At 60.7% G+C, this 22273-nt stretch carries 20 protein-coding genes; 11 read left to right on the top strand and 9 right to left on the bottom strand.

What is annotated here, in order from left to right:
- Nucleotides 1-25 precede the first annotated feature (25 nt).
- The 3 genes from WA070_RS00690 to WA070_RS00680 all read right to left on the bottom strand — a co-directional run bounded on the left by WA070_RS00690 (nucleotide 26) and on the right by WA070_RS00680 (nucleotide 2370).
- Nucleotides 26-1117 carry a cell wall hydrolase gene (locus WA070_RS00690; RefSeq protein WP_422632303.1) on the bottom strand — a complete coding sequence of 364 codons (1092 nt, stop codon included), beginning with the start codon at nucleotides 1115-1117 and terminating at the stop codon, nucleotides 26-28.
- A gap of 103 nt (nucleotides 1118-1220) precedes the next feature.
- Nucleotides 1221-1574, bottom strand: a complete 354-nt coding sequence (locus tag WA070_RS00685) for a Rap1a/Tai family immunity protein (protein WP_422632302.1) — start codon at nucleotides 1572-1574, stop codon at nucleotides 1221-1223.
- Nucleotide 1575: 1 nt separating this feature from the next.
- Nucleotides 1576-2370 (bottom strand): metallophosphoesterase family protein, encoded by a 795-nt coding sequence (locus tag WA070_RS00680; protein WP_422632301.1) that lies wholly within the window; start codon nucleotides 2368-2370, stop codon nucleotides 1576-1578.
- Nucleotides 2371-2728: 358 nt separating this feature from the next.
- On the opposite strand from WA070_RS00680, the gene WA070_RS00675 reads away from it, so the two are divergent.
- The 5 genes from WA070_RS00675 to WA070_RS00655 all read left to right on the top strand — a co-directional run bounded on the left by WA070_RS00675 (nucleotide 2729) and on the right by WA070_RS00655 (nucleotide 8111).
- A complete protein-coding gene (locus tag WA070_RS00675; RefSeq protein WP_422632300.1) occupies nucleotides 2729-3301 on the top strand; it encodes a polysaccharide biosynthesis/export family protein in 573 nt (190 codons plus the stop codon).
- Nucleotides 3302-3353: 52 nt separating this feature from the next.
- Nucleotides 3354-3857, top strand: a complete 504-nt coding sequence (locus WA070_RS00670; protein ID WP_422632299.1) for a hypothetical protein — start codon at nucleotides 3354-3356, stop codon at nucleotides 3855-3857.
- A 69-nt stretch (nucleotides 3858-3926) separates the two neighbouring features.
- Complete coding sequence (locus WA070_RS00665; RefSeq protein WP_422632298.1) at nucleotides 3927-5225, top strand: outer membrane beta-barrel protein; 1299 nt, start codon at nucleotides 3927-3929, stop codon at nucleotides 5223-5225.
- Between the two features lie 47 nt (nucleotides 5226-5272).
- The gene (locus WA070_RS00660; protein WP_422632297.1) at nucleotides 5273-7402 is read left to right on the top strand and encodes a GumC family protein; all 2130 of its coding nucleotides are present in this window, start codon (nucleotides 5273-5275) and stop codon (nucleotides 7400-7402) included.
- Between the two features lie 103 nt (nucleotides 7403-7505).
- A complete protein-coding gene (locus tag WA070_RS00655) occupies nucleotides 7506-8111 on the top strand; it encodes a hypothetical protein (protein ID WP_422632296.1) in 606 nt (201 codons plus the stop codon).
- Here WA070_RS00655 and WA070_RS00650 read toward each other — a convergent pair.
- Nucleotides 8022-9326 (bottom strand): O-antigen ligase family protein, encoded by a 1305-nt coding sequence (locus tag WA070_RS00650; RefSeq protein WP_422632295.1) that lies wholly within the window; start codon nucleotides 9324-9326, stop codon nucleotides 8022-8024. The genes WA070_RS00655 and WA070_RS00650 overlap by 90 nt on opposite strands.
- A gap of 237 nt (nucleotides 9327-9563) precedes the next feature.
- Between WA070_RS00650 and WA070_RS00645 the strand changes: the two genes are divergently transcribed.
- Nucleotides 9564-10430: a transglutaminase-like cysteine peptidase gene (locus tag WA070_RS00645; RefSeq protein WP_422632294.1), complete on the top strand. Its 867-nt coding sequence runs from the start codon at nucleotides 9564-9566 to the stop codon at nucleotides 10428-10430.
- Between the two features lie 123 nt (nucleotides 10431-10553).
- On the opposite strand, the gene WA070_RS00640 is transcribed toward WA070_RS00645, so the two are convergent.
- The gene (locus WA070_RS00640) at nucleotides 10554-11345 is read right to left on the bottom strand and encodes a WecB/TagA/CpsF family glycosyltransferase (RefSeq protein ID WP_422632293.1); all 792 of its coding nucleotides are present in this window, start codon (nucleotides 11343-11345) and stop codon (nucleotides 10554-10556) included.
- A gap of 412 nt (nucleotides 11346-11757) precedes the next feature.
- Between WA070_RS00640 and WA070_RS00635 the strand changes: the two genes are divergently transcribed.
- The gene (locus tag WA070_RS00635) at nucleotides 11758-12624 is read left to right on the top strand and encodes a Ku protein (RefSeq protein WP_422632292.1); all 867 of its coding nucleotides are present in this window, start codon (nucleotides 11758-11760) and stop codon (nucleotides 12622-12624) included.
- A 3-nt stretch (nucleotides 12625-12627) separates the two neighbouring features.
- Nucleotides 12628-15135, top strand: a complete 2508-nt coding sequence (ligD, locus tag WA070_RS00630; protein ID WP_422632291.1) for a DNA ligase D — start codon at nucleotides 12628-12630, stop codon at nucleotides 15133-15135.
- Between the two features lie 47 nt (nucleotides 15136-15182).
- On the opposite strand, the gene WA070_RS00625 is transcribed toward ligD, so the two are convergent.
- Entirely contained in the window at nucleotides 15183-15800 is a 618-nt protein-coding gene (locus WA070_RS00625; protein ID WP_422632290.1) for a hypothetical protein, read from the bottom strand.
- A 108-nt stretch (nucleotides 15801-15908) separates the two neighbouring features.
- Here WA070_RS00625 and WA070_RS00620 point away from each other — a divergent pair, with 108 nt between their 5' ends.
- From WA070_RS00620 to WA070_RS00610, 3 genes are all read left to right on the top strand, one after another.
- On the top strand, nucleotides 15909-16577 hold the full coding sequence (locus WA070_RS00620; protein ID WP_422632289.1) for a response regulator: 669 nt from the start codon (nucleotides 15909-15911) through the stop codon (nucleotides 16575-16577).
- The gene (locus WA070_RS00615; protein WP_422632288.1) at nucleotides 16574-17878 is read left to right on the top strand and encodes an ATP-binding protein; all 1305 of its coding nucleotides are present in this window, start codon (nucleotides 16574-16576) and stop codon (nucleotides 17876-17878) included. Before WA070_RS00620 ends, WA070_RS00615 begins: the two co-directional genes overlap by 4 nt.
- Before the next feature lie 127 nt (nucleotides 17879-18005).
- Nucleotides 18006-19388: a hypothetical protein gene (locus WA070_RS00610; protein ID WP_422632287.1), complete on the top strand. Its 1383-nt coding sequence runs from the start codon at nucleotides 18006-18008 to the stop codon at nucleotides 19386-19388.
- 3 nt (nucleotides 19389-19391) lie between these two features.
- Here WA070_RS00610 and WA070_RS00605 read toward each other — a convergent pair whose 3' ends face one another.
- The 3 genes from WA070_RS00605 to WA070_RS00595 all read right to left on the bottom strand — a co-directional run bounded on the left by WA070_RS00605 (nucleotide 19392) and on the right by WA070_RS00595 (nucleotide 22149).
- On the bottom strand, nucleotides 19392-19955 hold the full coding sequence (locus WA070_RS00605) for a DUF4337 domain-containing protein (RefSeq protein WP_422632286.1): 564 nt from the start codon (nucleotides 19953-19955) through the stop codon (nucleotides 19392-19394).
- Nucleotides 19956-20039: 84 nt separating this feature from the next.
- Nucleotides 20040-20375, bottom strand: a complete 336-nt coding sequence (locus WA070_RS00600; RefSeq protein WP_422632285.1) for a polyhydroxyalkanoic acid system family protein — start codon at nucleotides 20373-20375, stop codon at nucleotides 20040-20042.
- Nucleotides 20376-20409: 34 nt separating this feature from the next.
- Nucleotides 20410-22149, bottom strand: a complete 1740-nt coding sequence (locus WA070_RS00595; protein ID WP_422632284.1) for an acyl-CoA dehydrogenase — start codon at nucleotides 22147-22149, stop codon at nucleotides 20410-20412.
- Nucleotides 22150-22273 lie beyond the last annotated feature (124 nt).

The raw sequence follows: 22273 nt of genomic DNA, 5'->3' as shown, positions 1-22273 counted from the left end.
TCTCCGCAACGCCGTCGTTCTCATATCATCGCTGGGTTGGCGCAACTACAGGCGGTGCAGAAGTCGCCGGAGCATTAGCGGGCGGCAGGGGCTGCTCCCGGCTCAATATCCAACGCCGCGCGACCGGCGCTGGTGATGAGGGCGCAGCTTCAGGCGTTTTTGGAGCGGAGGCAGCCGGACCAACGCTGACCGACTTGCCCACGATGTCGCCTGCCTGGTTCAGGATCGGCCGCTCCGCCAGCGGCGCGATCGTAGGGATCGCGCCAGCGACATTGCCGTCCAGCCCGTCCGTCGCCTCCAGCGCCGCCTCGATAATCGCCGCCATATCCGGCTCGCCGCCTGCATAGCGCACGGAAAAGCTGGACGGCCCACCGGCCGCTCCAGGCAGCCGGTAAAATATATGTCGTCCCACCACCGCCAGCTTGGTCAGCGTGGGCGCCCAATAGGGCGACACATAATCAGCATGATAATGGGTGGCCCATCCCACCGGTTTATAGACCGTGCCCGTCAGCGCATCGGCAGCGACCAGCCGCGCCTGTTTCCATAATGCGGCCAGAGGTCGTCGTGCCATCGCCCCGTCGCAGGTGAAGCTGAACTGGCATCCGGTCACGCGTTCGGAACCCTGAAACACGACGTCGCACACCGAATGAGGGAAGGAGGGGTGACGCACGCGGTTGAGGATGACCTGCGCCACGGCGCGTTGGCCATCGATCGGCTCGCTGGCGGCTTCATAATAGACAGCGGTGGTCAGGCATTCCAGACTGCGCGACAGGTCGCTCATATTTGCGGTCGGCACAAACAGGGCGGCGGCGGCCGGATTGGCCTGCTTCGAAATCGGGATGGCGGCGTTGATCGCCTCTGCGTCCTCGGCCGATACCGGTTGCAACTGCGACGGGTCGGTCGCAGTGATCGATGCCGGATTGAAATCCAGCGAAGAAGCCCGGATCGGCGCTGAAACGGTGGCCGAATGTCTGCCGCCGCCGGACATCCCCAGCGCAACGATCGCTCCCACGACGATCAGGACAGCGACGATCCCGACGATCAGTCCCGGCTTGATGGCGGGCCGGTGCCTGGCAGGGCGAGTTTCTTTTTCCGCCTCCGTTACATGCACCTTCATGCGATACGCCGTCCCTTATCTGGCATCGCACAGCTTTTCCTTGTCTGTTCGCCTCGCCTGCCGACGGACGCCATACAGGCGATCATACGGTCAGACCAGCCGCTCAACAGGGATAGGTTTCCTTCAATGCCACCACCACCACTGACGCGGCTACGCCTGTGCGGCTTTGCGGATAGGCGGATGTATAAGTCAGGAATGCCCGCCGCAGGTCGGCCTGAACCGTCCCCGGTGGCGGACAAAATTCCCGTTGATTGAGCCATAATTCATAGGCTTGCACGGTGTCATGCACACCAGCGATGAAAGCGAAACAATAGGATGAAGAACTGGGCGAAGCGTCCGCGCAACGAATCGCCAGCTCCCCGGCTGAAAGATAACCAATCGGTGCTGGTTTCACCGGCATCGGACCAGCTATTGGTCCCTTCGCCACTTCGGCGAGCATCAGCAGCGCTGCGATCACATCAGCCTCCGTGGCTGGACTGGACGGCAGGCGCAGCGTCCGCTGGTCCTACAGCAATGATTTCGCGCACCGCGTCTTCCAGATACAGGGCGGTCAGGACCCCGGTTCGATATGCACCGGTGTCGATACCGATCCGGTTTGGGCGCATCTCGACTTTGGTCGCAATACTATGTCCATGTACGACCACCACACCATGATTGGTCGTATCGCTCAGAAATTCCTCACGAATCCAGAGCAGGTCTTCGCGCGATTGCCGTTTGATCGCGACGCCTGGGCGGATGCCAGCATGGCAGAACAGATAATCGCCCGACTGGGCCGTCAATGGCAGGCTGCGCAGCCAATCGAGCATCGGGCGCGGGATCGCCGTCGCCAGCGCACGGGCCGCAGGCATGATGTCGGCATCGCTCTCGGGCGGTTCTATGCCAAAACTGCGCAACGTCGCGTCTCCACCCATGCGCATCCACGCCCGCATGACGCCGGGTTCGCCTTCGATGGCGCGCAACATCATATCCTCATGATTGCCGCGCAGGATAACGAGCATGTCGGTATGTTTCTGGGCATTATATAGGAAACGCAGCACGCCCGCCGAATCGGGGCCACGATCGATCAGATCGCCCAGCAGCACCAGATGGACCGTGCGGTTGCCCGGCAAGGCCGACAGGTGATTCTCGATCCGCTCAAACAGGGCGCGCATGAGATCGACACGACCATGCACGTCGCCAACGACGTAAATGCGCTCGCCTCGCTGCGTGCTCGGCGGCTTGTTCGTGATTAATGCTGCTCTACCCAGCGCCACTAAACTCTGTCTCCCTGAAGCAGCTCTGCTTCATATTATTGCACTGCAGCATCACATTATAAAAATATATCGACCGTCAAGTCAGATCGTATATTCCCGCATGCAACTGCCCGATCGGCCGTTAACTCGCGCTGAACGGCTCCATTGCCCGAGTCGGTCGCCTTTGCACAGCGGTTTATACTGTGTAAAGAAAACCGTCGCTGCCGCACGATTCGTATTGCAGCACGGAAAAAATGGCGTGTTAACGATGATCCATGCCATTCTGATACGATGCGCGGCGCGTTTACCGTATTATTGTAGCTAGATGCTGAAAAATCAGTTTATAGCCTGTTTTGAATAGATGTTCGGAGATTTGCGAATGCGCTTGTGGGGATTATTGGTCTGTCTTGGATTGTCGCTCGCTGGGTGCGCCACGACTCCGGCCAATGTCGTGGATACGGGCGAGCGCTATTCCTCGATGAGTGGCGGAGTCGAAGATTATCGCCTGGGTGCAGGGGACAAGGTCAAGCTGACGGTCTTCAACGAACCGACATTGTCTGGTGACTTCTCGGTCAGCGCCGATGGCTCGCTGTCCCTGCCGCTGCTCGGTGATATGGCTGTCGTGGGCAAGAAATCGTCCGACGTCGCCGTCGATATTCAAAAGCAACTGGCCAATGGCTATCTGCGCGATCCCAAGGTCAGCCTTGAAATCATTGGCTATCGTCCGTTTTTCATTCTGGGCGAAGTCAAGACGCCGGGCCAATATCCTTACGCCAGCGGCCTGACGGCGCTGAATGCCATCGCCGTGGCTCAGGGGTTTACGCCACGCGCAGAGCGTAAGGTTGTCTATATCCGGCGGGCTGGTTCCAGCAGTGAGGAGGCTTATCGCCTCAGTCCTGATCTGCGTGTCTGGCCGGGCGATACGATCCGATTGGGCGAAAAATATTTTTGATCAATAAAGCCGGGGGGCTAGCGATAACAATGTGGGTTGAGGAAACAGGGAAATGCCAGGGATATATCGGGCTGCAATGGTAATGGTCGTGCCGCTATTGGCGGGGACGATCGCTCCGACGCTGGCTTTCCAGACGACGGGAAACGCCACAGACGCCGCGACTCTTGCCAGTTTTTCCGCCGACTCTGCCGTGGACACCGAAGCGGCGGCTAAACTTGCCGCAGCGATCCGCGCCGATATCGCAGGGCAACCTGACACCGCTTCGGCGGAAGATTATGAAGGCATCATCGTGTTCGATGTCAGCCAGGGCGCTTATAATGACCCCACAATATCGGCGGCGCTCGATATATTGAGCGTCGGCGCTTCAGAAAAGCTGGCCACGGCGATTGCCAACGTTCGCATCGCATTGCTCGGCAAGAAGCTTAAGCGCGGCACCGCCGCCCTTGGCGGCGGCGGCTATGGCAGCGGAGCTGGAACCGGCGGCGGCGGCGGTGGTGGCTTCACCGCGCCGGGTGTCAGCACGGGTGGCGGAGGCTCATCCAATTACACGAACTGACCCCCAATCTGTAACGGGAGCGGTGCCTGTGCCGCTCATGTCTTTCACTCCCTTAGCGAGTATCCAGCGATGAGTCGTTTCCATCTGGCGACGGCGACCTTGCTCGCGAGCATGCCGTTCGCAGCAACGCTTGCCCACGCCCAATCCTCGGACACCACGGTGCTGGTCGATACGGCGATCCCTGAAAATTACGACCGCGACAGGAACGTCAGCGTTCTGGAACGGCCCCGGCCCGATTATGACCAGCTTGGTATTCGGCGTGGCGGTTTTCTCATCCTGCCGCAGGCCGAAACCGGACTTGGCGCGACAAGCAACGTTTATCTGTCTTCAGCGGATAAGAAGAGTGATGGCTATGCCTATCTGGCGCCCAGCATATTGGCCCGGTCGGACTGGTCGCAGGACATGGTGCAGCTTTCCGGCACCGGCATGCTTCGCCGCTTCTTCAAACAGGATCGCCGCAACGAATCATCGTTCAATCTTCGTGCGCTTGGCCGCAAGGATATCGGCGACAGCTTCTCCCTGACCGGCGAAGCACATTATGCCAAGATTTTCGAATCCTTCGATTCTGGCGCGATCGATTCAACGCTCGCAGTGCTTTCCAGCTATAACCGCAGCTATTTCTCGGGCCGCGCCCAATATCGCTCCGGGCAAAGCCGTGCCATTCTGGCGATTGACCGCACGGCCTTCACCTTTGCCGACATTAACCTGAGTACAGGTGACGTCAGTCAGGCGGATCGCGACCGCGTGATCACGCGCGGCACGGGCGAATATCAGCACGCCTTATCGCCCAGTATCTCGCTCTATGGCCAGGCAGGTTATGGCGAAACCAAATATAGTCGCACCTTGTTCGATGGTACTCAAAACCGCGATTCTGTGGGCTGGCGGGCTATCGGCGGCGTGAATTTCGATCTTGCAGGCTTCATGCGCGGCAAGGTCGGCGTCGGCTATATAGACCGTAACTATAAATCTCCCGTGTTTCGGGACACGCATGGCCTATCTGCTGAAGCTGTGGTCGAATATTTCCCCAGTGTCCTGACGACATTTGGACTGACGCTTAGCCGCACGATTGAAGATTCAAGCGTGGGTAATATCGGTGCATTCTTCCAGAACCGCGTCCAGATGCGTGTGGATCACGAATTGCTGAACAATCTCATCGTCGGCTCCAGCGCCGAATATGGCCGTCAGAAATATGTGGATGATTCGACCGTAAATAATTACTACCGCATTGCAGCAAATGCGCGGTATCTATCGTCGCGTTTCGTGTCGCTCAACGGGCAGGTCACCTATAATAAACGTGACTCGAGCACGGATTTTGGGGGAAAGCTTGACGATCTCCGTGCTCAGATCGGCATTATATTCCGGCGGTAGGTCTGGGTAGATTCTTCGCTTCAGCATTTAAGGGCAATCGGTAACACATGAAAATCTCTCACGAATCCGAAGCTGAAGAAGATGGATTTGCCGGTCTCATCACGCGCGCACGGGATGTGGTGCGCCAGCGCTGGCTGACCCTGGCCGTCGTCACAGTGCTGGTGTTCGCAGTCGCGGTTGTCCTCGTGCTGATGATGACGCCGAAATATACCGCCTATGCGAATGTCCGAATCGATCCCAGCCGGACGCCGATGGCTAACGAGCAGCAGCAGACCGCCCAGTCGCTCAGCCCGGAAGCGATCGAGACCGAAGTGACGCTCCTCAAGTCCGAACGGATTGCGCGGGACGTCGTGCGCAAGCTGAATCTTGGAAATGACGAGGAATTTAACAAGGGTCTCGACCAGCCCGCCGCTGCCGGCATGACGGCGGCGGATCGCGAAACTGCCGTTGCCAATAATGTCCTCCAACGCGTGAGCGTGGATCGCGACAAGCTGAGCTATATCCTCAACGTCGGATTTACGTCGAAGGACCGGCAGAAGGCCGCCGATGTCGCCAACGCCTTTGCGCAGGCCTATATCTACGCCAAGGTTGGGTCGAAGTCCGACACCGCTGCGACCAAGGCATCTTTCCTTCAGGCACAGGTGACGAAGCTTGCGGATGAAATCCGCGCATCCGAAGCCCAACTTGCCAATTATCAGGCGGCTTCGGGCCTTGCAGGCACGATCGCGTCCAGCGGTGCCAGCACCCTGACCATCGTCGATCAACAGATTGCACCGCTATCCAGCGCTTTGGCGCAAGCGCGCTCCGAATCTGCCGCCGCATCAGCGACTCTGGCCGCTGCCAACGGCCAGTCTGCACGGGGCGGTTCCGATACAGTTGCCGGCGTGCTCGCCTCGCCCGTGATCGGCAATCTTCGTGCGCAGCGCGCCACCCTGTTGCAGAATATGGGCGAAGTCATGGCCCGCTATGGCGAACGTCACCCCGAAACCCTTCGTGTTCGTGGTCAGCTTGCGGAAATCGACGCTCAGTTGAAGGCAGAGACGGATCGTATCACCGCCTCGCTGCGCGCCAATGCCGCCGCCGCGGCCGCCCGCGTGGGCAGCCTTCAGTCCGACATGGATCGTCTGGGCAGCAGTCAGGCCGCCAACGCCCGTTCGGGCGTTTTGGCCAAGGGTCTGGAAGCCGACATCGAAAGCAAGCGCACGCAATATGAGAAGCTGTCACAGGCATTGCAGGAATCCAGTCAGGCCGCCAGCAACTCCATCTCTTCGGCGGAAGTAGTAGATGCCGCTAAGCCGCCCTTGGCGCCGACTTCGCCCAACAAGCCGATCCTGCTGGCGCTTGGCTTCCTTGTCGCCCTTGCGGCAGGCACCGGAACGATCACGGTCCAGGAGTTGATGGTTTCGGGCATCAAATCATCCAGCGATCTTGAAGACAAGCTGGGCCTTCCCATGCTTGCGGCCATTCCACGGGAGAAATCTGCTCTCCCGGCCGACATTCTGATGGAGAAACCAACCTCGCTCTTCGCTGAATCGCTGCGTATAGCGCGGGCATCGATACTGGGTGTCAAATCTGGCAAGCAGATCAAGGTCATCGCAATCACCTCTGCGATGCCGAGTGAAGGCAAGACGACGACCGCCGTGGCTTTTGCCCGCACGCTGGCAATGAACGGGCAGAAAACGCTGTTGATCGACTGCGACGTTCGCCGGGCCGTCATGCGTGAATCGGTGCGCAATCCCAGCACTGGTCCCGGTCTCGTCGAAGTGCTTCAGGGCGAAGCGTCGGTGGAACAGGCGATCAATCCGGGGGACGTCGATAATCTCGATCATCTGCTGGTTCGTGAAACCCATTTCAGTTCGGGCAATCTGTTTGGCGACGGGCGCATGGAACGGCTGCTTGCCGGACTGCGTGGACGCTATGAGCTGATCGTGCTCGATCTGCCGCCGATTCTGGGGTTGGCTGACGGTCGCTTCATCGCAGTCATGGCCGATGCGGTGGCCATGGTATTGCGCTGGAATTCCACGCCTGCGCAGGCGGCCTCCTTGGCTCTCACCTCGCTTCAAAGTGACGGGGCGAATGTCGTGGGCGTCATGTTCACGATGGTCGACACCAATTCCGAAGCCATTGGTGGCAAATATTACTCCAAAAAATATGCGGGCTATTACGAAGCGGGATAATCGACCGCGCTCCAGTCGCGGGCAGGGCGGGGATCGCGCTTCACGACGCATGATGTGGGGCGCGACGGCTGTCTGTGCTTTGGCTATGGCCTTATCGCTGCATGTGCTTTCTCAGGAAGCCACTGTTGCGAAGGCTGAGGATCGGCTCGTTCGCCTGAACGCCGCGATCGCGTCTGGCGCTGCGCCGAACATATCCGTGCGTGACATGGCACTCGACGCCCCGCCACGCGCCAGGCTTGCCGATGCGCTGGCCCTCTCGCGTGCGGCTCAGTTTACCTTGGACGATACCCAAGAACGCACAGCCCTGCTCGATAGCGCTTTGGCTCGCCTCCAGTCGATCGGCAACACGCGGCCTTATTGGGGGGAGTTTTGGTCGACCAGAGCTTTTGCGCAAAGCATGCGCCTTGGCCCTCGCGCGACCAAAGTCCGCGAGTCGCTCAATCGTAGCTATCGCGATGCCCCTTATCTCAGTCGGGCCGGGGCGTGGCGGATCGCCTATGGCTTTGCATATTGGAATGACCTGAACGATCTGACGCAGGATAGGGTGTTGAATGAAGCTGTATGGCTGGCGCGGTCCAGCCCGGTCATGTTGGATTCTGTCCTGACACTCGCCCGCCAGTCACCCGCCTATCGTGCCTATGTCGTGCATTGGATGGCGGCGCGACAGGGCGACATCGACTTTCGGCCCCTGCAACGCACGGCCCCATAGCAGGCCGGACAAAAACAGGAATATTGTCACCGGTGCGGGCATGTCGAGCACGACGTCGATCATCGCATTGCCCATGATGAGGCACAGGATGGCCGCTATGATTGCTTCATCGCGAGACCAGTGATTGCGCAACGCCGATATAGTTTGCTTCACGATCAGCGCCGCCGCGCCGCAGATAGCCACCAGATAGGGCCATCCGCCCTGAAGCATGAGCTGCAAAATAATATTATGCGCAGAATTCAATGTCCAGTTGGCCTGAGCGTAGCGCGGCGTTGACAGGGAATGCGCATTGATCGTCGAAAAAGCGCCCAGCCCATAGCCATAGGTCGGGCTTTCGCTCACCACCCCTGCCAGATGCGACCAGTTCATGACCCGGTTCTGATAGGCGGTGCCCAGCACCCCAAAGCGTTCGAACAATATCCCGGCAAAAGCCAGAATGAGCGTGGCGATCGTAATCCCCGCGATGATGGCGGTCAGCCGGGTATAGACAAATATTGTCCTGCGCAGGAGCCAGTGGAGTGCAAACAGGGTCAAAATGATCCCCAGCAAAACAGCCGTCAATCGCGCCGCTGTCAGCATGACGACGCCAAAGCTGATGACGAACATAGGCAGATTGATAATATGCCCAGGTCGCCAGTCCCCGGCCCAAACCGGCGCGCCTCGCAAATCGGTCAGCCGGGCGAAGGCGATGATCGCAAAGCATCCCGCCATTGCTGCAGTAACATTCGCGTTGCCGATCAGCCCCGTAAAACGGTCCTCCCGCTCGATCGTCCAATAGCTTAACATGCCGTCGGTGCCGATCTGTCGCACCACCAGCCCTCCCAGCAGGATCAGGCAGTTGATCAGCAGCAGCCAGTCCAATATGCCTTTGAGCCGGTGAGACCTGTGGCCGATGATCGCTCCGCACAACAGCGCCGCAAGCCCGGACAACAGGGAAAGGAGCTTGCCCGGCACATAGTCGGGCAAGCTTCCGTCGAACTGGAGCGACGCCAGCAAGCCCCAGCCCATTGCAGTGAATATGAGCGCCAGCACAGGGCTGGCCCTTCGCCAGAAATCCATGTCCAGTGCGGCGCGATGCAATAGCCAGACGAGCATGGCGGCGTTGGCAATGCACGACATCGCCTGTCCGGCCGTACTGTCGAAACCGCGCACCGCCATGCCGAGCGAAAGTATCACGGCCAACACATAATCCGGCAAAAGCGGTTGCTCAGACATGCCCTGTGGTTCCGATCGCGATGAGCCGTGGGCGTGTGTCATGCTCCCCGACTAGCATAAAAGAAGGACAGGCAAAGCAAAGCCTGCCGATTCACGGAATCTCAACCATAGCTGGGCGCAAAATATTGGTAGTTTGATGCGATTGTTTCCTCGGGGCACTGGGAAACGATAACGATGAAGCGTTCGTATCAACGGCTGCTGGCATTCATGGCCGTCTGCCTGACAATATCGCCAGGCATGGCCCTTGCGGCCCCCGCGCCCGACTATTTCGTGCCGAACGGAGAGGTTGCCGACGCGCCGGCCGGGTTCATCGCCATGTGCCTGCGGGATCAGCTTCTGTGTCGCGCGGGTATTTCACCTGCTGGCGCGTCAAGCCGGGCAGTCGCCATGCAAGTCACTGACTGTGGCCCAGGCGCCGCATCCCTGCACGGCTTTTCGACAGCGCCCACCAAGCGATCCACCGAGCTGTGGAGCGAAAATGAAGATCGCCTGCAACCTTGTGCCCTATCCAGCCCCGCAACGTTCGCGACATCGGCAACAAGCGCGGCTATCAACAGTCCCGCTTATGCTTCGGCACCCGTCATCGGCATGCCGCTGGATCGCAGCACGGGGCTGGGCACCGCGGCAACGGGTGCCGCCTCACGGTCCCTGGGTCGATATTCGACCCGCGAAATCGCGATGCCAGCGAATATCGGGGATGAAGCGCTCATGGTTCGCGCCATTAACAAGCAAGTTAACCGGCAGGTCGTGCGCGTGTCCGATTCTGTCAGCAAGGGCGTTGATGAAGAATGGGATCGGCCCGGCAAGATCGGGCGTCCGCCCGGCGATTGTGAGGATTTCGCGATCGAAAAGCGCATGCGTCTGATCGATGCCGGTTTCCCGCCAGACCGAATGTTCTTCGCTGTCGTATATAAGGCGCGGTTTGGTCTGCACACGGTGCTGGTCACCCGCCTGAACGATGGCGACTATGTGCTGGACAGCGCTACCCCCGACGTCGTGCGCTGGTCGAAGACGCCCTATGTCTGGCTTCGCGCCCAATCCCCGCAAGATCCGATGCGTTGGACTCGCATCGGAACACCGGCATCGGCCTCATCCCAATCATAACGGATGGCGACCTCGGCTTTTCACACTGCTTTCCGGGGATGAGCATTGATCGCTCCCTGCAGCACCGAATCATGGAATAATATTGAGCCATAGGCCAGCGCCGCTGGATCGCGGCCAATCGTTTCAGTCGTGCGTCTTGGTCATGAGGTGATATAGCGCGACCGGGTTGGTCAGCATATATCGTCCCCCAAGCCGCTTGGGTTCCTGCAATACCCGGAACAGCCATTCCAGCCCGACGCCCTGCATCCATTGCGGGGCGCGCGGCAACCGCTCGGAATAAAAATCGAACAGCCCACCGCAAGTGCGGATCCAGGCCAGCCCGGCGAGCCGGTGGCGATTGCGAAGGGCAAATGCCTCCTGCTTGGGACTGCCAAGACCCAGCCACAATATGTCCGCGCCGGATTGGACAATCTCATCGCAAAGCGCGGCCTCTTCCTCCAGCGAGAAATAACCGTTCCGCGTCCCGACAATCTGAAGACCGGGGTAAGCCCTCTGTAAATTTCTGGCTGCGATTTGGGCAACATCGCCCTGCGCGCCGAGGAAATAGAAGCGGATGCCCTCTTTCGCGGCCATTTCGCTCGCGTCTTTCACGAAATCGGTGGTCGCGACGCGTTCCCGCAATGGCGTCTTGCATAATAAACGTGTCGCAAAGACGAGGGGCATGCCATCGACATCGACAATATCCGCGCCGTCTATCGAACGCTTGAATGCAGTATCCTGATGATATTTGGCAATGACCAGCCCGTTGGAAGACACGACTACGCGCGGCTCAGGCAATTCGCCACTTCGCGCACGGCGCGTATCTTCGCACATCAACACAGTCAGTTCGGCCCGCGTCAATCGTGAATTGAGGATACCACCAACGGTGATGTGATTGTCGAGATCGGCATCGTCAGGCAATAATTGGTTTACCATTATACAGGAAATTTTCGGACATCTTTCACTAGGAAAGCATCACCAGATAACAAAATAGATTAAAATATCTATGACTGCATCTTTGTAATAATTCCCCCAACGACCGCCATCGCGTTTCAGTTACTGCGCACCCAAAACAAATGAGCAGTGCGAAAGTTAACGCTGTGGCTACTGCGGACGATAAAAATAAAATACTGGATTTACAACATATTTCTTTGACCCCGCACCCCGGTCCGCGTGAACCTTGCTGCGGCAAATAAACGCTGCCCGACGCATTTATATCCGGCGTCATCGATGCCCGACGCAGAGAAATTCCAAACGCCCCGCCCGTCGGACTGGACACGCCAGGAACGGTCCCGGAACTGTCGTGTAAATCCCGTCGTTTACTGCATATTATCGAAGGAGACATGACGTGGCGGCGCGCGCATATTGGCAGGGACAGATCAGGCTGGCGCTGGTGTCGATCCCGGTAGAAATCTATGCCGCGACGAAAAGCGGCGCACAAATCGCCTTTCACCAGATACATGAACCGACCGGCAAACGTATCCGCTATAAAAAAGTTGTGCCCGGTCTTGGCGAAGTCGATGCCGACGACATCGTCAAAGGCTATGAATATGAAAAGGGCAAGCATGTCCTGCTTGCGCAGGATGAAATTGAATCTGTTAAGCTGGAGAGTAAGAAGACCCTGGAATTGACGCAATTCGTCGATGCCGGTGAAATCGACGTTCTCTATTATGAACGTCCCTATTATGTCGTTCCTGCCGACGATCTGGCGGAAGAGGCCTTTGTCGTCCTCCGCGAAGCCTTGCGACGCACCAGGAAGGTGGGCCTTGGCCAATTGGCAATGCGCGGCCGCGAATATATCATATCCTTAAAGCCATGCGGGCGCGGCCTGATCCTTGAAACGTTGCGTTATGCTGACGAGGTCAACCGCGCCCAGGGCTATTTCCGCGACATAGATGACGGAGAACCGGACGCGGACTTGCTGGAACTGGCCGAAGCGCTGATCGAAAAGAAGAGCAAGCCGTTCAAGGCGGACGCGTTCCACGACCGTTATGTCGATGCGCTGGAACGGCTGATCGAGAAAAAGAAAAAGGCCAAAGGCGGCAAGATCATCGAAGACGATGACAGCGAGCCGGCAAAGAAGGGTAGCAACGTTATCGATCTGATGGCGGCGCTTAAAAAATCGGTCGGCACTGGTGGCGCCGATAACCCTGCCGCGAAAAAGCCGACGAAAAAAGCCCCCGCCAGGAAAGCCTCCGCCCGGAAGCAGGCCTGATCCATGGCCCGCGTCGATCCACTGGCGGACTATAATCGCAAGAGGGACTTTGCCAAAACGAAGGAACCGCATGGCAGGACGGCAGCGGGAAAGGGCAATCGCTTCATTGTCCAGAAGCACGACGCAACGCGACTCCATTATGATTTCCGGCTGGAAATCGATGGTGTTCTCAAAAGCTGGGCGGTGACGCGCGGCCCCAGCCCGGATCCCGAAGACAAACGCCTTGCGGTAAGGACCGAAGACCATCCCCTGTCCTATGCCACGTTCGAGGGGGTCATTCCCAAGGGCGAATATGGCGGCGGCACGGTCATGCTATGGGACGAAGGGACATGGGCGCCGATTGCGGGCAAGAGCGCAAGCGATCTCGACAAGGGCCACCTCCATTTCACATTGCAGGGGGAGCGGATGAAGGGCGACTGGCTTTTGATCCGCCTGAAACCGCGAGGAAAGGAAAAGCGCGAAAACTGGCTGCTGCGCAAGATTGCCGACGACCATGCTGGCACCGGGGACGCTCTGGTCGAGCGCGCGCTGACCAGTGTCCAGACTGGCCGCACTATGGCGCAGATCACGGCCGATGCCCCCCCGATCTCGTTGAAGGGCAAACGGGGCAAGGCCTTCGATCAGGCGATGCAGCAGGCTGCTTCCGCTCGACCGTCCAGCACGCCACGGTCCAGCAGGGCGACCAGACAGCGTAACGCCCAGCCGCCAGCTTTCCGTGATCCACAACTTGCCACGCTGGTCGATGATGTTCCGACCGGTAATGGCTGGCTGCATGAAATCAAATATGACGGCTATCGCTGCCTTTTGAGTGTGGCAGGGGACAAGGCGCGGATATTCACCCGAACCGGGCTGGACTGGACCGACCGTTTTTCCGCCATCGCGCTTAGTGCGGAGGGCATGGATCTGCCACCAGCCTTGATCGATGGCGAAATCGTGGCGATGGACGATCGCGGCAATCCCGATTTTTCGACACTGCAAAAAATATTAAAGGGTGAACGGACAGGCGACCTCCATCTTTTCGCCTTCGACCTGCTCGAAGCCAATGGTCAGGACGTGACGGCGCTCACCAATATCGAGCGCAAGCAGCGTCTGGCTGCGCTGCTCGGCAATGGTACGGACATCATTCACGTGGCCGATCATGTGACGGGAGCGGGCGAAAAACTGTTCCGGGCTATGTGCGAGGCGGGGCAGGAGGGCATCATCGCCAAGCGGGCCGATGCGCCCTATCGCGGCAAGCGGACGAAGAACTGGCTCAAGGTCAAATGCACGCGCCGGGAGGAATTCGTCATCGTCGGCTGGCTGCCGAGCGCCGCGCGCGGGCGTGCGTTGAAAAGCCTGCTGCTGGGCCAGTATCGCGACGGGACTTTAACCTATGCGGGAAAGGTCGGCACGGGCTTCGATGGTGATACCATCGCCATGCTGCTGCAAAAGCTCAAGCGTCTGGAGCGCCAGACAGCCCCGCTCGACGCGCCGGACGCGCAGGTTCGGGACGCGACATGGGTCAGGCCCAAACTCGTCGCCGAAATCGCCTATGCCGAATTTACCAGTGACCATGTGCTGCGCCACGCCAGCTTTCTGGGCCTGCGTGAGGATAAGGCCGCCGATATGGTAAAGCCTGAAGCAGCCATCGCCGTTCCAACTCCGGTGGAAAGCGACGTCGTCGTCAGCAATCGCGACAGACTGCTCTTTCCTGAATCCAACATCACGAAGGGCGCGCTGGCTGACTATTATGCGCAGATCGGCACTATCATGCTGCCTTGGGTGATCGATCGTCCCATCAGCCTGGTCCGATGTCCGCAGGGGCGCGCCAAAAAATGCTTCTTCCAGAAACATGACAGTGGCAGTTTTGGCGATCATGTCGCGCATGTCCCTATCCGTGAAAAGGATGGCAGCGATGCCGACTATCTATATGTCCGCGACATTGACGGGCTGGTGGCCTGCGTCCAGATGGGCAGCATCGAATTTCATGGCTGGGGCAGCCGCGTCGCGGATGTCGAGCGCCCCGATCGGCTGATCTTCGATCTCGACCCCGACGAAGGACTGGACTTTGCCGCCGTGCGAAGCGCCGCTATCGACATTCATCAGATGCTGGAGGATGTGGGCCTGGTCAGCTTTGCGATGCTGTCGGGGGGAAAGGGCGTTCATGTCGTCGTGCCACTCACGCCCGACGCGCAATGGCCGCAGGTAAAGGATTTCGCCAACCGTTTCGCCACGGCGCTGGCACAGAATGAACCGGATCGGTTCGTCGCCACCATGGCAAAGGCGAAGCGCAAGGGAAAAATCTTCATCGACTGGCTACGCAACCAGCGCGGCGCCACCGCAATCCTGCCCTACAGCGTGCGCGCACGCGACACTGCCCCGGTTGCCGCTCCAGTCAGCTGGGACGAACTGCGTGACATCGATCGCGCAAACATCTTCACACTCAAGGATGCGGACACTCTGCTGGAACGCGCATCGTCGCGCGCACTGGCAGGCTGGGGCATCGCCGACCAGCGTCTTCCCGATATCTGAAGCACGCAAACCGCCGCGCCCCCTGTAAGGCGCGGCGGTCTTTTCGTTCAGCGTCGCGTCGTGGCGACGGGCGCAGGTGACGGCGTGCCGTCGGCAGCGGGCGGCGGTGGCGGCGGGGGAACGGCTCCATTCCCACCCGGCGCCGGGGGTGGCGGAGGCGGAGGTGGAGCTGCTTCAGCCGGACCAGCAGCGGGCGGCGGTGGAGGAGGAGGCGGCGGGCCGTCGCCACGCGGACCTCGCGGACCACCGGGACCACCATGGGGCGGCCGTCCGCCGACCTCCTCGATCTGCCCCTGCGGATCGACCAGATAGGATGCACGCAACTGCCCCTGATCATAACGACCCTGCACCATCACCCCACTACCCGTGCTGATCGCGCCCGACGATCCCCGCCCAGCGTCGACCAATATGCGCCCGCTACCATCCTGCATCACGAAGCGGTCGCCGTACACTTCCGCCACGCGCCCCTTCACGGTGACGATACCGCTCGTCTGCGCCAGCCGCGCGATCGCGGTCGGCACGGTCGGCGCCATCTCTACGGTGGGTCGTGTCAGCGACACCGCCCCTGCGCCACCTGCTGCGCCCAGCGCCAGCAGGGCCGCCGCCCCGGTGATGATGCGCGTCCGCCGCGATACTTCTATTGTAGGGCGTTTCCACTCGACCATAGTCATTCTCCTTGATTGTCGATGGCATCACCCTAGCGAGTCGTGCCCGACCCCCGCTGAACCTGTCGGTTCAGTTTCGGTTTAGCTGGGGAAGCTAGGAGCGAACGGATGCGCATATTGCTGGTGGAAGACGATCATGATCTGGGCGAAGCCATCGCCCGCGCGCTGCGGTCGGAAAATTGCGCGGTCGATCTGGTGCGCGACGGCATCGATGCTCAGCATCTGGGCGATACCGAACCCTATGACGCCGCCGTGCTCGACCTCGGCCTGCCGGGGCAGGATGGCGGTAAGGTGCTGACTGCCTGGCGTGAAGCCGGACGCGACATGCCCGTTCTGGTCCTGACCGCGCGCGATGCATGGGCCGACAAAGTGTCCGCGTTCAAGGCAGGCGCGGACGATTATCTCATCAAACCATTCCGCGTCGAGGAACTGATGATGCGCCTGCGCGCGCTCGTCCGCCGCGCGGCGGGCCATGCGCAATCGCGGATCGCCTGCGGCCCGCTGGTCTTCGAAAGCCAGACCGGACAATTCGAACTGGATGGACTGCCGCTCAGGCTCACCGCCTTCGAATGGCGCGTCCTCTCGCTACTCACCCTGCGGCGGGACGTGGTGGTGGAACGGCTCGATCTGCTCGATCATGTCTATGAAGGGGATGCGGACGTCGATTCCAACAGTCTGGAAGTCATCATCGGTCGCCTGCGTCGCAAAATCGGCGCGCACCTGATCGAAACCGTGCGTGGACGCGGCTATCGCCTCCAATGCGGGGCCAACGCATGACGCGCTGGTCGCTGCGCGCGCGGATGCTGGCGATGGCCGCACTCGCCACGCTTGTTGCGCTTGCCATCGCTGGCTGGGCAATGCTGGGCATCCTCGAACGCTTCGTGACGCAAGGTCTTGACCAGCGTCTCGACGCGCAGCTCGCCGTCATGGCCAGCGCGGTGCGCGACGATGGCTCGGTCGACCGGACGCGCCTCGAACAGCGGCTGGCCGTGCTGGGTGGCGGTCCGGGTTGGCGCTGGCAGATCGCCGGGCCGCAAGGGGCGACAGGGTCAGCGGATTTCCCAACACTGACCCCCGCGCCACCGCACCCACCGGGCGCACCGCCCGATCGCCAGTCCCCCACACCCTTGGAAGGCACGGATGGGCAAGGCCCGATCCACGCGCGCCGTGTCACGATCGACACGTCCGCTGGCTCCGTTACGCTATCCGCCGCCGCGCCTGCTGATGTCGTCGCGCGCCCGATCCGATCTGCGCTCATACCGCTACTGACGGTCATACTGGTGCTGGCCATCATCTTCGCGATCGCGGCCCTTGTGCAACTCCGCCTCGGACTACGCCCGGTGTTGGCCCTGCGGGATCAGGTGGCGGGCATCCGCAATGGCACGCGTGGCGCAGTGGACGAAGATCAGCCCGCCGAACTCAGACCCTTGGCGATCGAACTCAACGCCTTGGCCACCGACAGCGCCGCTGCGCTGACGTCTGCCCGCGCCTCCGCCGCAAACCTCGCCCATGCGCTCAAGACGCCCGTCGCGACGCTGGCGCTGACGGTCGGGCATGATCCATCTGCGTCGGCGCAGGTGCAGCGGATCGACGGCGTTATCCGCCACCATCTGGCCCGCGCCCGGACAGCAGCCATCGGTCGCCGTGCGACGACCCGCGCCGCCCCCGTTATCGCCGACCTCACCGCAACGATCGGCACACTGCACCGCGACGTCACGATCGACGCTGACATAGCAGTCGACCTCATGGTCGCAGTCGATGCCCATGACCTCACCGAAATCATCGGCAACCTGCTCGACAATGCGGCGCGACACGCTCGAACCATCGTCACCGTGACCATGATAGTGCAGGCTGACCATGTCGCCATCGCCATAGATGACGACGGCCCCGGCATCCCGCCCGACCAGCGCGAAGCGGCCATGACATCCGGCGTACGCCTCGACGAAGGTCTTGGCGGCCATGGCTTTGGCCTCGCCATCGTGCGCGATCTTGTCACCCTGCACGGCGGCAGGCTGGAGTTGCAGGAAAGCAGGCTGGGTGGATTGCAGGCCGTCGTGACTGTGGCACTGGCGCGATGAAAAGCCGGGCGGCCTGCGCCCTGCGTTCATTTGTCTATCCACTATCGTCATGGTCGGCTAATTGCGCACAGTGACAAAAGCGCCTCCTGCCCAACCCCGACCCCAACCCCTATCGACGTCATGGCGCATGCTGGCGGTCATCGCCATCCTCATGCTGGCCGCCGCCCTCATACAGGGATCATCCTATTGGCCCGGCATCATCACCTGGGACGCTATCAACCAATATGAGCAGGCCTTGTCGGGCGTTTACGACGACTGGCATCCCCCGGCGATGGCGTGGCTGTGGCGGCAATTGATTCGCATCCATCCCGGTGCCGCACCCATGTACCTGATCCAGCTTGGCCTCTACTGGACGGGCTACGCCCTTCTCATCGCCAGCGCGATCCGCCTGCGCCGACGCAGGGCGGCTATCCTCGTCGCCCTTTGCGCCGTGATGCCCTTTCCGCTCGCGATCATGGGCGCGGTGCTCAAGGATTGCCTGATGCAGGGACTGCTGCTCACCGCAGTCGGCCTTTACGCATGGAGCGGCCCGGACCGGCGCTGGGGCGTCCGGCTCATCGCTATGCTGCTGCTGTTCTGCGCCGGACTGCTGCGCTTCAATGCGTTTCTCGCGACGGTGCCGCTGCTGGTCGCGCTGTTACCGATCCACTGGCGGCGATCCCCGCTCCGCATGGCGATGACGTCCGTGATCGCGACTATCGCGGTCATGGCATCCATGCCGCTCGCCAATAAAGCGATCGGCGCCGACGACAGCGACGTCCGTCTCTCGCTGGTCATCTTCGACCTGGGCGGTATCACCCTGCACAGCGGCGTCGATATGTTCCCCGCGATCGGCGTCGCCAATCCCGTTGCCGTCAATGCATGCTGCTATCGTCCGGAAAAATGGGACTTCTACTCATCCTGGGCCGATCCGCCTTGCCCGATCAGTTTCGACCGGATCGACGCCAAAGTCACCGAGACAGGCGTCAACGCCTACGTTCTGCTAGCGCGCGCGATCATCGCTCATCCCATTGCCTATGCGCAGCACCGGCTTGCCCATTTCAACATCAACACCCGCTTCCTCGTCCACGACGAAGTGCAGGGACCGGCCCCGGACAGGGCCATCGACAATGACTGGGGCTTCGTCGTTCCTTCCAACGCCGGATTGCGGACTATTACCCATTTGGCGAACGGGAGCACGCATAGCCCGCTGGGCTGGCCGATCTGGTGGATCGCCTTGTCCGGCGGCCTGCTGGCCCTGTCATCGGCCCCGTCATCCACGCTGCCTTCACGCTGGCTGATCGTCCCGCTGACCGCTTCGACCTTCGCATATGGGATGGGCTATCTGGTCTTCAGCGTATCGTCCGAACTGCGCTATCACCTCTGGACGGTCACGGGCACCGCCATCGCAGCCGCATTTCTGATCGCGGACATCATGGGTGGCGCTGCGGTTCCGCGCCGCCGTCTCTACCTCGCACTCGCGCCAGCAGTCATCGTCGGCCTGCTCTGCGCGATCTGGCGGATCACCTGACGCTTACCCCAGAAAGTTGCTCAATATATCGGGGTGAAAGGCCCAGCGCGCAAAACCGCAGACGCCCAGAAACATCCCGAACGCCCCGAAAATCCAGCTAGCCGACAGCAGCCACGCGCTTTCGCAAAGCGCGGCGACCGCCGCCAGTGAGATAGCCGTCGAAATCAAAGCCTCGCTCGCATCGAACTGATCGTCATGCACGTTAAGGGCATCATATTGGTCGGAATAGCCCTTCGCCTGCCGAAGCAGCTTGGGGATTTCCCCCTGATATTTCGCGATTTCGCCATCCAGCTTGTGCTCGACCGCCTGGGCCTGCGCCGCCCTCTCGCCATTGACGAAAACGGCAATCTGCTCGCGCGCCGTCTGGGCGATATGCAATTTGGTCTTGGTCGCCTGATACTCGTTCCAGCTATCGACCGAATCCGATTGGGCCTGCTGCATCGCCTGGACCAGATTACCGTCCTTGATGTTACAAACCCCGGTAAAGACCGACAGGATGACGACCGTGATCGCCACCATCCGGTTGAGGCGCTTATCTTTCGCCTCTGCACTGACTTCCACTTCCACCAGTGTCGCCTTTTCCGTCTAACACGCCGATTATCGCATCCCGTTCAAAGCCGGTAAATGGAAATCGCACGCCGGACGCCTCGGCTAAGCCGTCTTATCGGCGCTCTTGTCTTCCAGCATCAATCGCTCGCCCTGCTTTTGCACGATCCCTGCGATCGGCCCCGCCATCAGGCCCAGCATCCCCGGCAACTGAAGCGTTACGCGCAACCGGCTGTCTTCGGCATCGACCGTGCAGGGCACTTCCACGCCCATCGTCGCCACGGTCAGCGCCAATCGGTCGGCGCTCGGCCAGGACGATGTGACCCTCGCCGCGCCGCCGGGTATATGCGACGCCAGCTTGCCGACGCCCGCCGCCATGCGCCGCTTGGCTTCCTCGCGACCTAATTGATGGGGAATGTCGATGATTGTGGGTGCTGTCATGGGCGATGGACGCCGCATGCGCGCAATCGTTCCCTCACAATAGCAGATCCTCGCTGGTCAGCGCGCTATAGGGTTGTGCGCGCGCCGTCGCTGCCGCCTGCAATCCTGCCGCTTCGGGCACGATCAGGTCCAGATAGAATGCCGCCACCGCCTGCTTCATCCGCAGGAAAGGCGCACTATCGCCTGCCTCCGCCTGTGCCTGCGCAGCAGACGTCTGGCGCGCCATAAGCCAGCCGCAGACCATCACCGCGCTCATCGTCAGCAGCGGATAGGCGACCGAAAGCCGCGCATTGGTCTCGGCTGCCAGCGCCTTGGCAACGCAGGCCTCGACCGCATCCGCCAGCGCCAGCAGCGTGGGCGTCACAGCCCGATCGGCACGTATGTCGGCGATCAACGCCGCCATCGCCGCGCCATTGTCCGCCATCAGCTTGCGCGACACGAAATCGATCGCCTGAATCCCGTTGGTGCCTTCGTAGATCGGGGCGATGCGCGCGTCGCGCAGATGCTGCGCCGCGCCGGTTTCCTCGACATAGCCGACCCCGCCATGCACCTGAATGCCGATCGACGCGACCTCGCATCCGATGTCGGTGCAATAGGCTTTTGCTAGCGGGATCAGCAGCGCGGCGCGGCTGGCCGCTTGCGCGTCGCCCTGATGCCCTCGGTCGATCTGCCCCGCTGCATAATAGGTCAGCGCGCGCGCCGCCTGCACCAGCGCCTTCATGCGCAACAGCATGCGTTGCACATCGGGATGCTCGATGATTGGCACAGGGCTGCGGCCTGACGATCCGTCCGCGCGGGCCGACTGGACGCGCTCGGCGGCAAAGGCGACGGCCTGCTGCATCGCCCGCTCGCCGATCTGCACGCCCTGGCTTGCGACGTTCAGCCGCGCATTGTTCATCATCGTGAACATCGCGGCCAGTCCGCCATTCTCCGCGCCCACCAGTTCGCCCAGACACCGGTCTTCATCGCCAAATACCATGACGCAGGTGGGCGACGCATGGATGCCCAGCTTATGCTCGATCGACACGCACCGCACGTCATTGTCCTGCGTAGGATTTCCATCCGCATCCGGCCAGAATTTAGGCACTAAAAACAAAGAGATACCTTTTGGCCCGGCTGGTGCGCCGGGGGTGCGCGCCAACACCAGATGGACGATATTGTCGGTCAGGTCATGGTCGCCAAAGGTAATGAATATCTTCTGCCCCTTAATTGCATAAAGTCCATTATCTGTGGTCCTCACTCTGGAAATCAGAGCGCCCACATCGGACCCCGCCTGCGATTCCGTCAGGTTCATCGTGCCCGACCATTCGCCCGTAATCAGCTTGGGCAACCACCGCGCCTGCTGGTCCGCACTGCCATGCGCGCTGAGCGCCTCGACCGCGCCGGGCGTCAGCATGTTGATCAGGGAAAAGCCCATATTGGCCGTGCCCAGATTTTCCATCATCACCAGCGCCAGTGTCGCGGGCAACCCCTGTCCGCCATGCTCCACCGCGCCGGACAATGTGCCCCATCCATTGGCGACGAACGCCTGATAGGCATCGCGAAAGCCAGCGGGCATCATGACCTTGCCGTCATGCCACTGTGCGCCCTGGCTGTCGCCGATCCGGTTGAGCGGCGCATATTCGCTCTCCGCAAAAGCCGCGCCACCCTCCACGATCGCCGCGACGACATCCGCCGACAGGTCGGGCCATCGTCCTGACGCGATCAGCGCTGGCAGGTCGGCAACATGGTCCAGCAGGAACGTCTGTTCCGCGACGGGAATGGCAAAGCTCATAAAGTGTCTGTTTCTTCCTGTGCGGCCATTGGCGCGGGCCGTCGATCATCCTCGTGCCGCTTTTGGCACAATCGGTTCAGCCGTCAAACTGCTTCCTGTCCCACCGCCGCCCGATATATGCCCT

The organism is Sphingobium sp. (assembly GCF_049304695.1).
Classification (GTDB): Bacteria; Pseudomonadota; Alphaproteobacteria; order Sphingomonadales; family Sphingomonadaceae; genus Sphingobium.
Note: the sequence above shows the minus strand (reverse complement) of the source record. Positions and strands in the feature narration are given on the sequence as shown.

What these genes read in the sequence shown, in the direction of transcription:
- WA070_RS00625 (WP_422632290.1), bottom strand. Translation starts at nt 15,800, where the DNA reads ATGGTCGAGTGGAAACGCCCTACAATAGAAGTATCGCGGCGGACGCGC.
- WA070_RS00665 (WP_422632298.1), top strand. Translation starts at nt 3,927, where the DNA reads ATGAGTCGTTTCCATCTGGCGACGGCGACCTTGCTCGCGAGCATGCCG.
- ligD (WP_422632291.1), top strand. Translation starts at nt 12,628, where the DNA reads ATGGCCCGCGTCGATCCACTGGCGGACTATAATCGCAAGAGGGACTTT.
- WA070_RS00615 (WP_422632288.1), top strand. Translation starts at nt 16,574, where the DNA reads ATGACGCGCTGGTCGCTGCGCGCGCGGATGCTGGCGATGGCCGCACTC.
- WA070_RS00610 (WP_422632287.1), top strand. Translation starts at nt 18,006, where the DNA reads ATGCTGGCGGTCATCGCCATCCTCATGCTGGCCGCCGCCCTCATACAG.
- WA070_RS00675 (WP_422632300.1), top strand. Translation starts at nt 2,729, where the DNA reads ATGCGCTTGTGGGGATTATTGGTCTGTCTTGGATTGTCGCTCGCTGGG.
- WA070_RS00600 (WP_422632285.1), bottom strand. Translation starts at nt 20,375, where the DNA reads ATGACAGCACCCACAATCATCGACATTCCCCATCAATTAGGTCGCGAG.
- WA070_RS00650 (WP_422632295.1), bottom strand. Translation starts at nt 9,326, where the DNA reads ATGTCTGAGCAACCGCTTTTGCCGGATTATGTGTTGGCCGTGATACTT.
- WA070_RS00690 (WP_422632303.1), bottom strand. Translation starts at nt 1,117, where the DNA reads ATGAAGGTGCATGTAACGGAGGCGGAAAAAGAAACTCGCCCTGCCAGG.
- WA070_RS00595 (WP_422632284.1), bottom strand. Translation starts at nt 22,149, where the DNA reads ATGAGCTTTGCCATTCCCGTCGCGGAACAGACGTTCCTGCTGGACCAT.
- WA070_RS00645 (WP_422632294.1), top strand. Translation starts at nt 9,564, where the DNA reads ATGGCCCTTGCGGCCCCCGCGCCCGACTATTTCGTGCCGAACGGAGAG.
- WA070_RS00660 (WP_422632297.1), top strand. Translation starts at nt 5,273, where the DNA reads ATGAAAATCTCTCACGAATCCGAAGCTGAAGAAGATGGATTTGCCGGT.
- WA070_RS00640 (WP_422632293.1), bottom strand. Translation starts at nt 11,345, where the DNA reads ATGGTAAACCAATTATTGCCTGACGATGCCGATCTCGACAATCACATC.
- WA070_RS00620 (WP_422632289.1), top strand. Translation starts at nt 15,909, where the DNA reads ATGCGCATATTGCTGGTGGAAGACGATCATGATCTGGGCGAAGCCATC.
- WA070_RS00670 (WP_422632299.1), top strand. Translation starts at nt 3,354, where the DNA reads ATGCCAGGGATATATCGGGCTGCAATGGTAATGGTCGTGCCGCTATTG.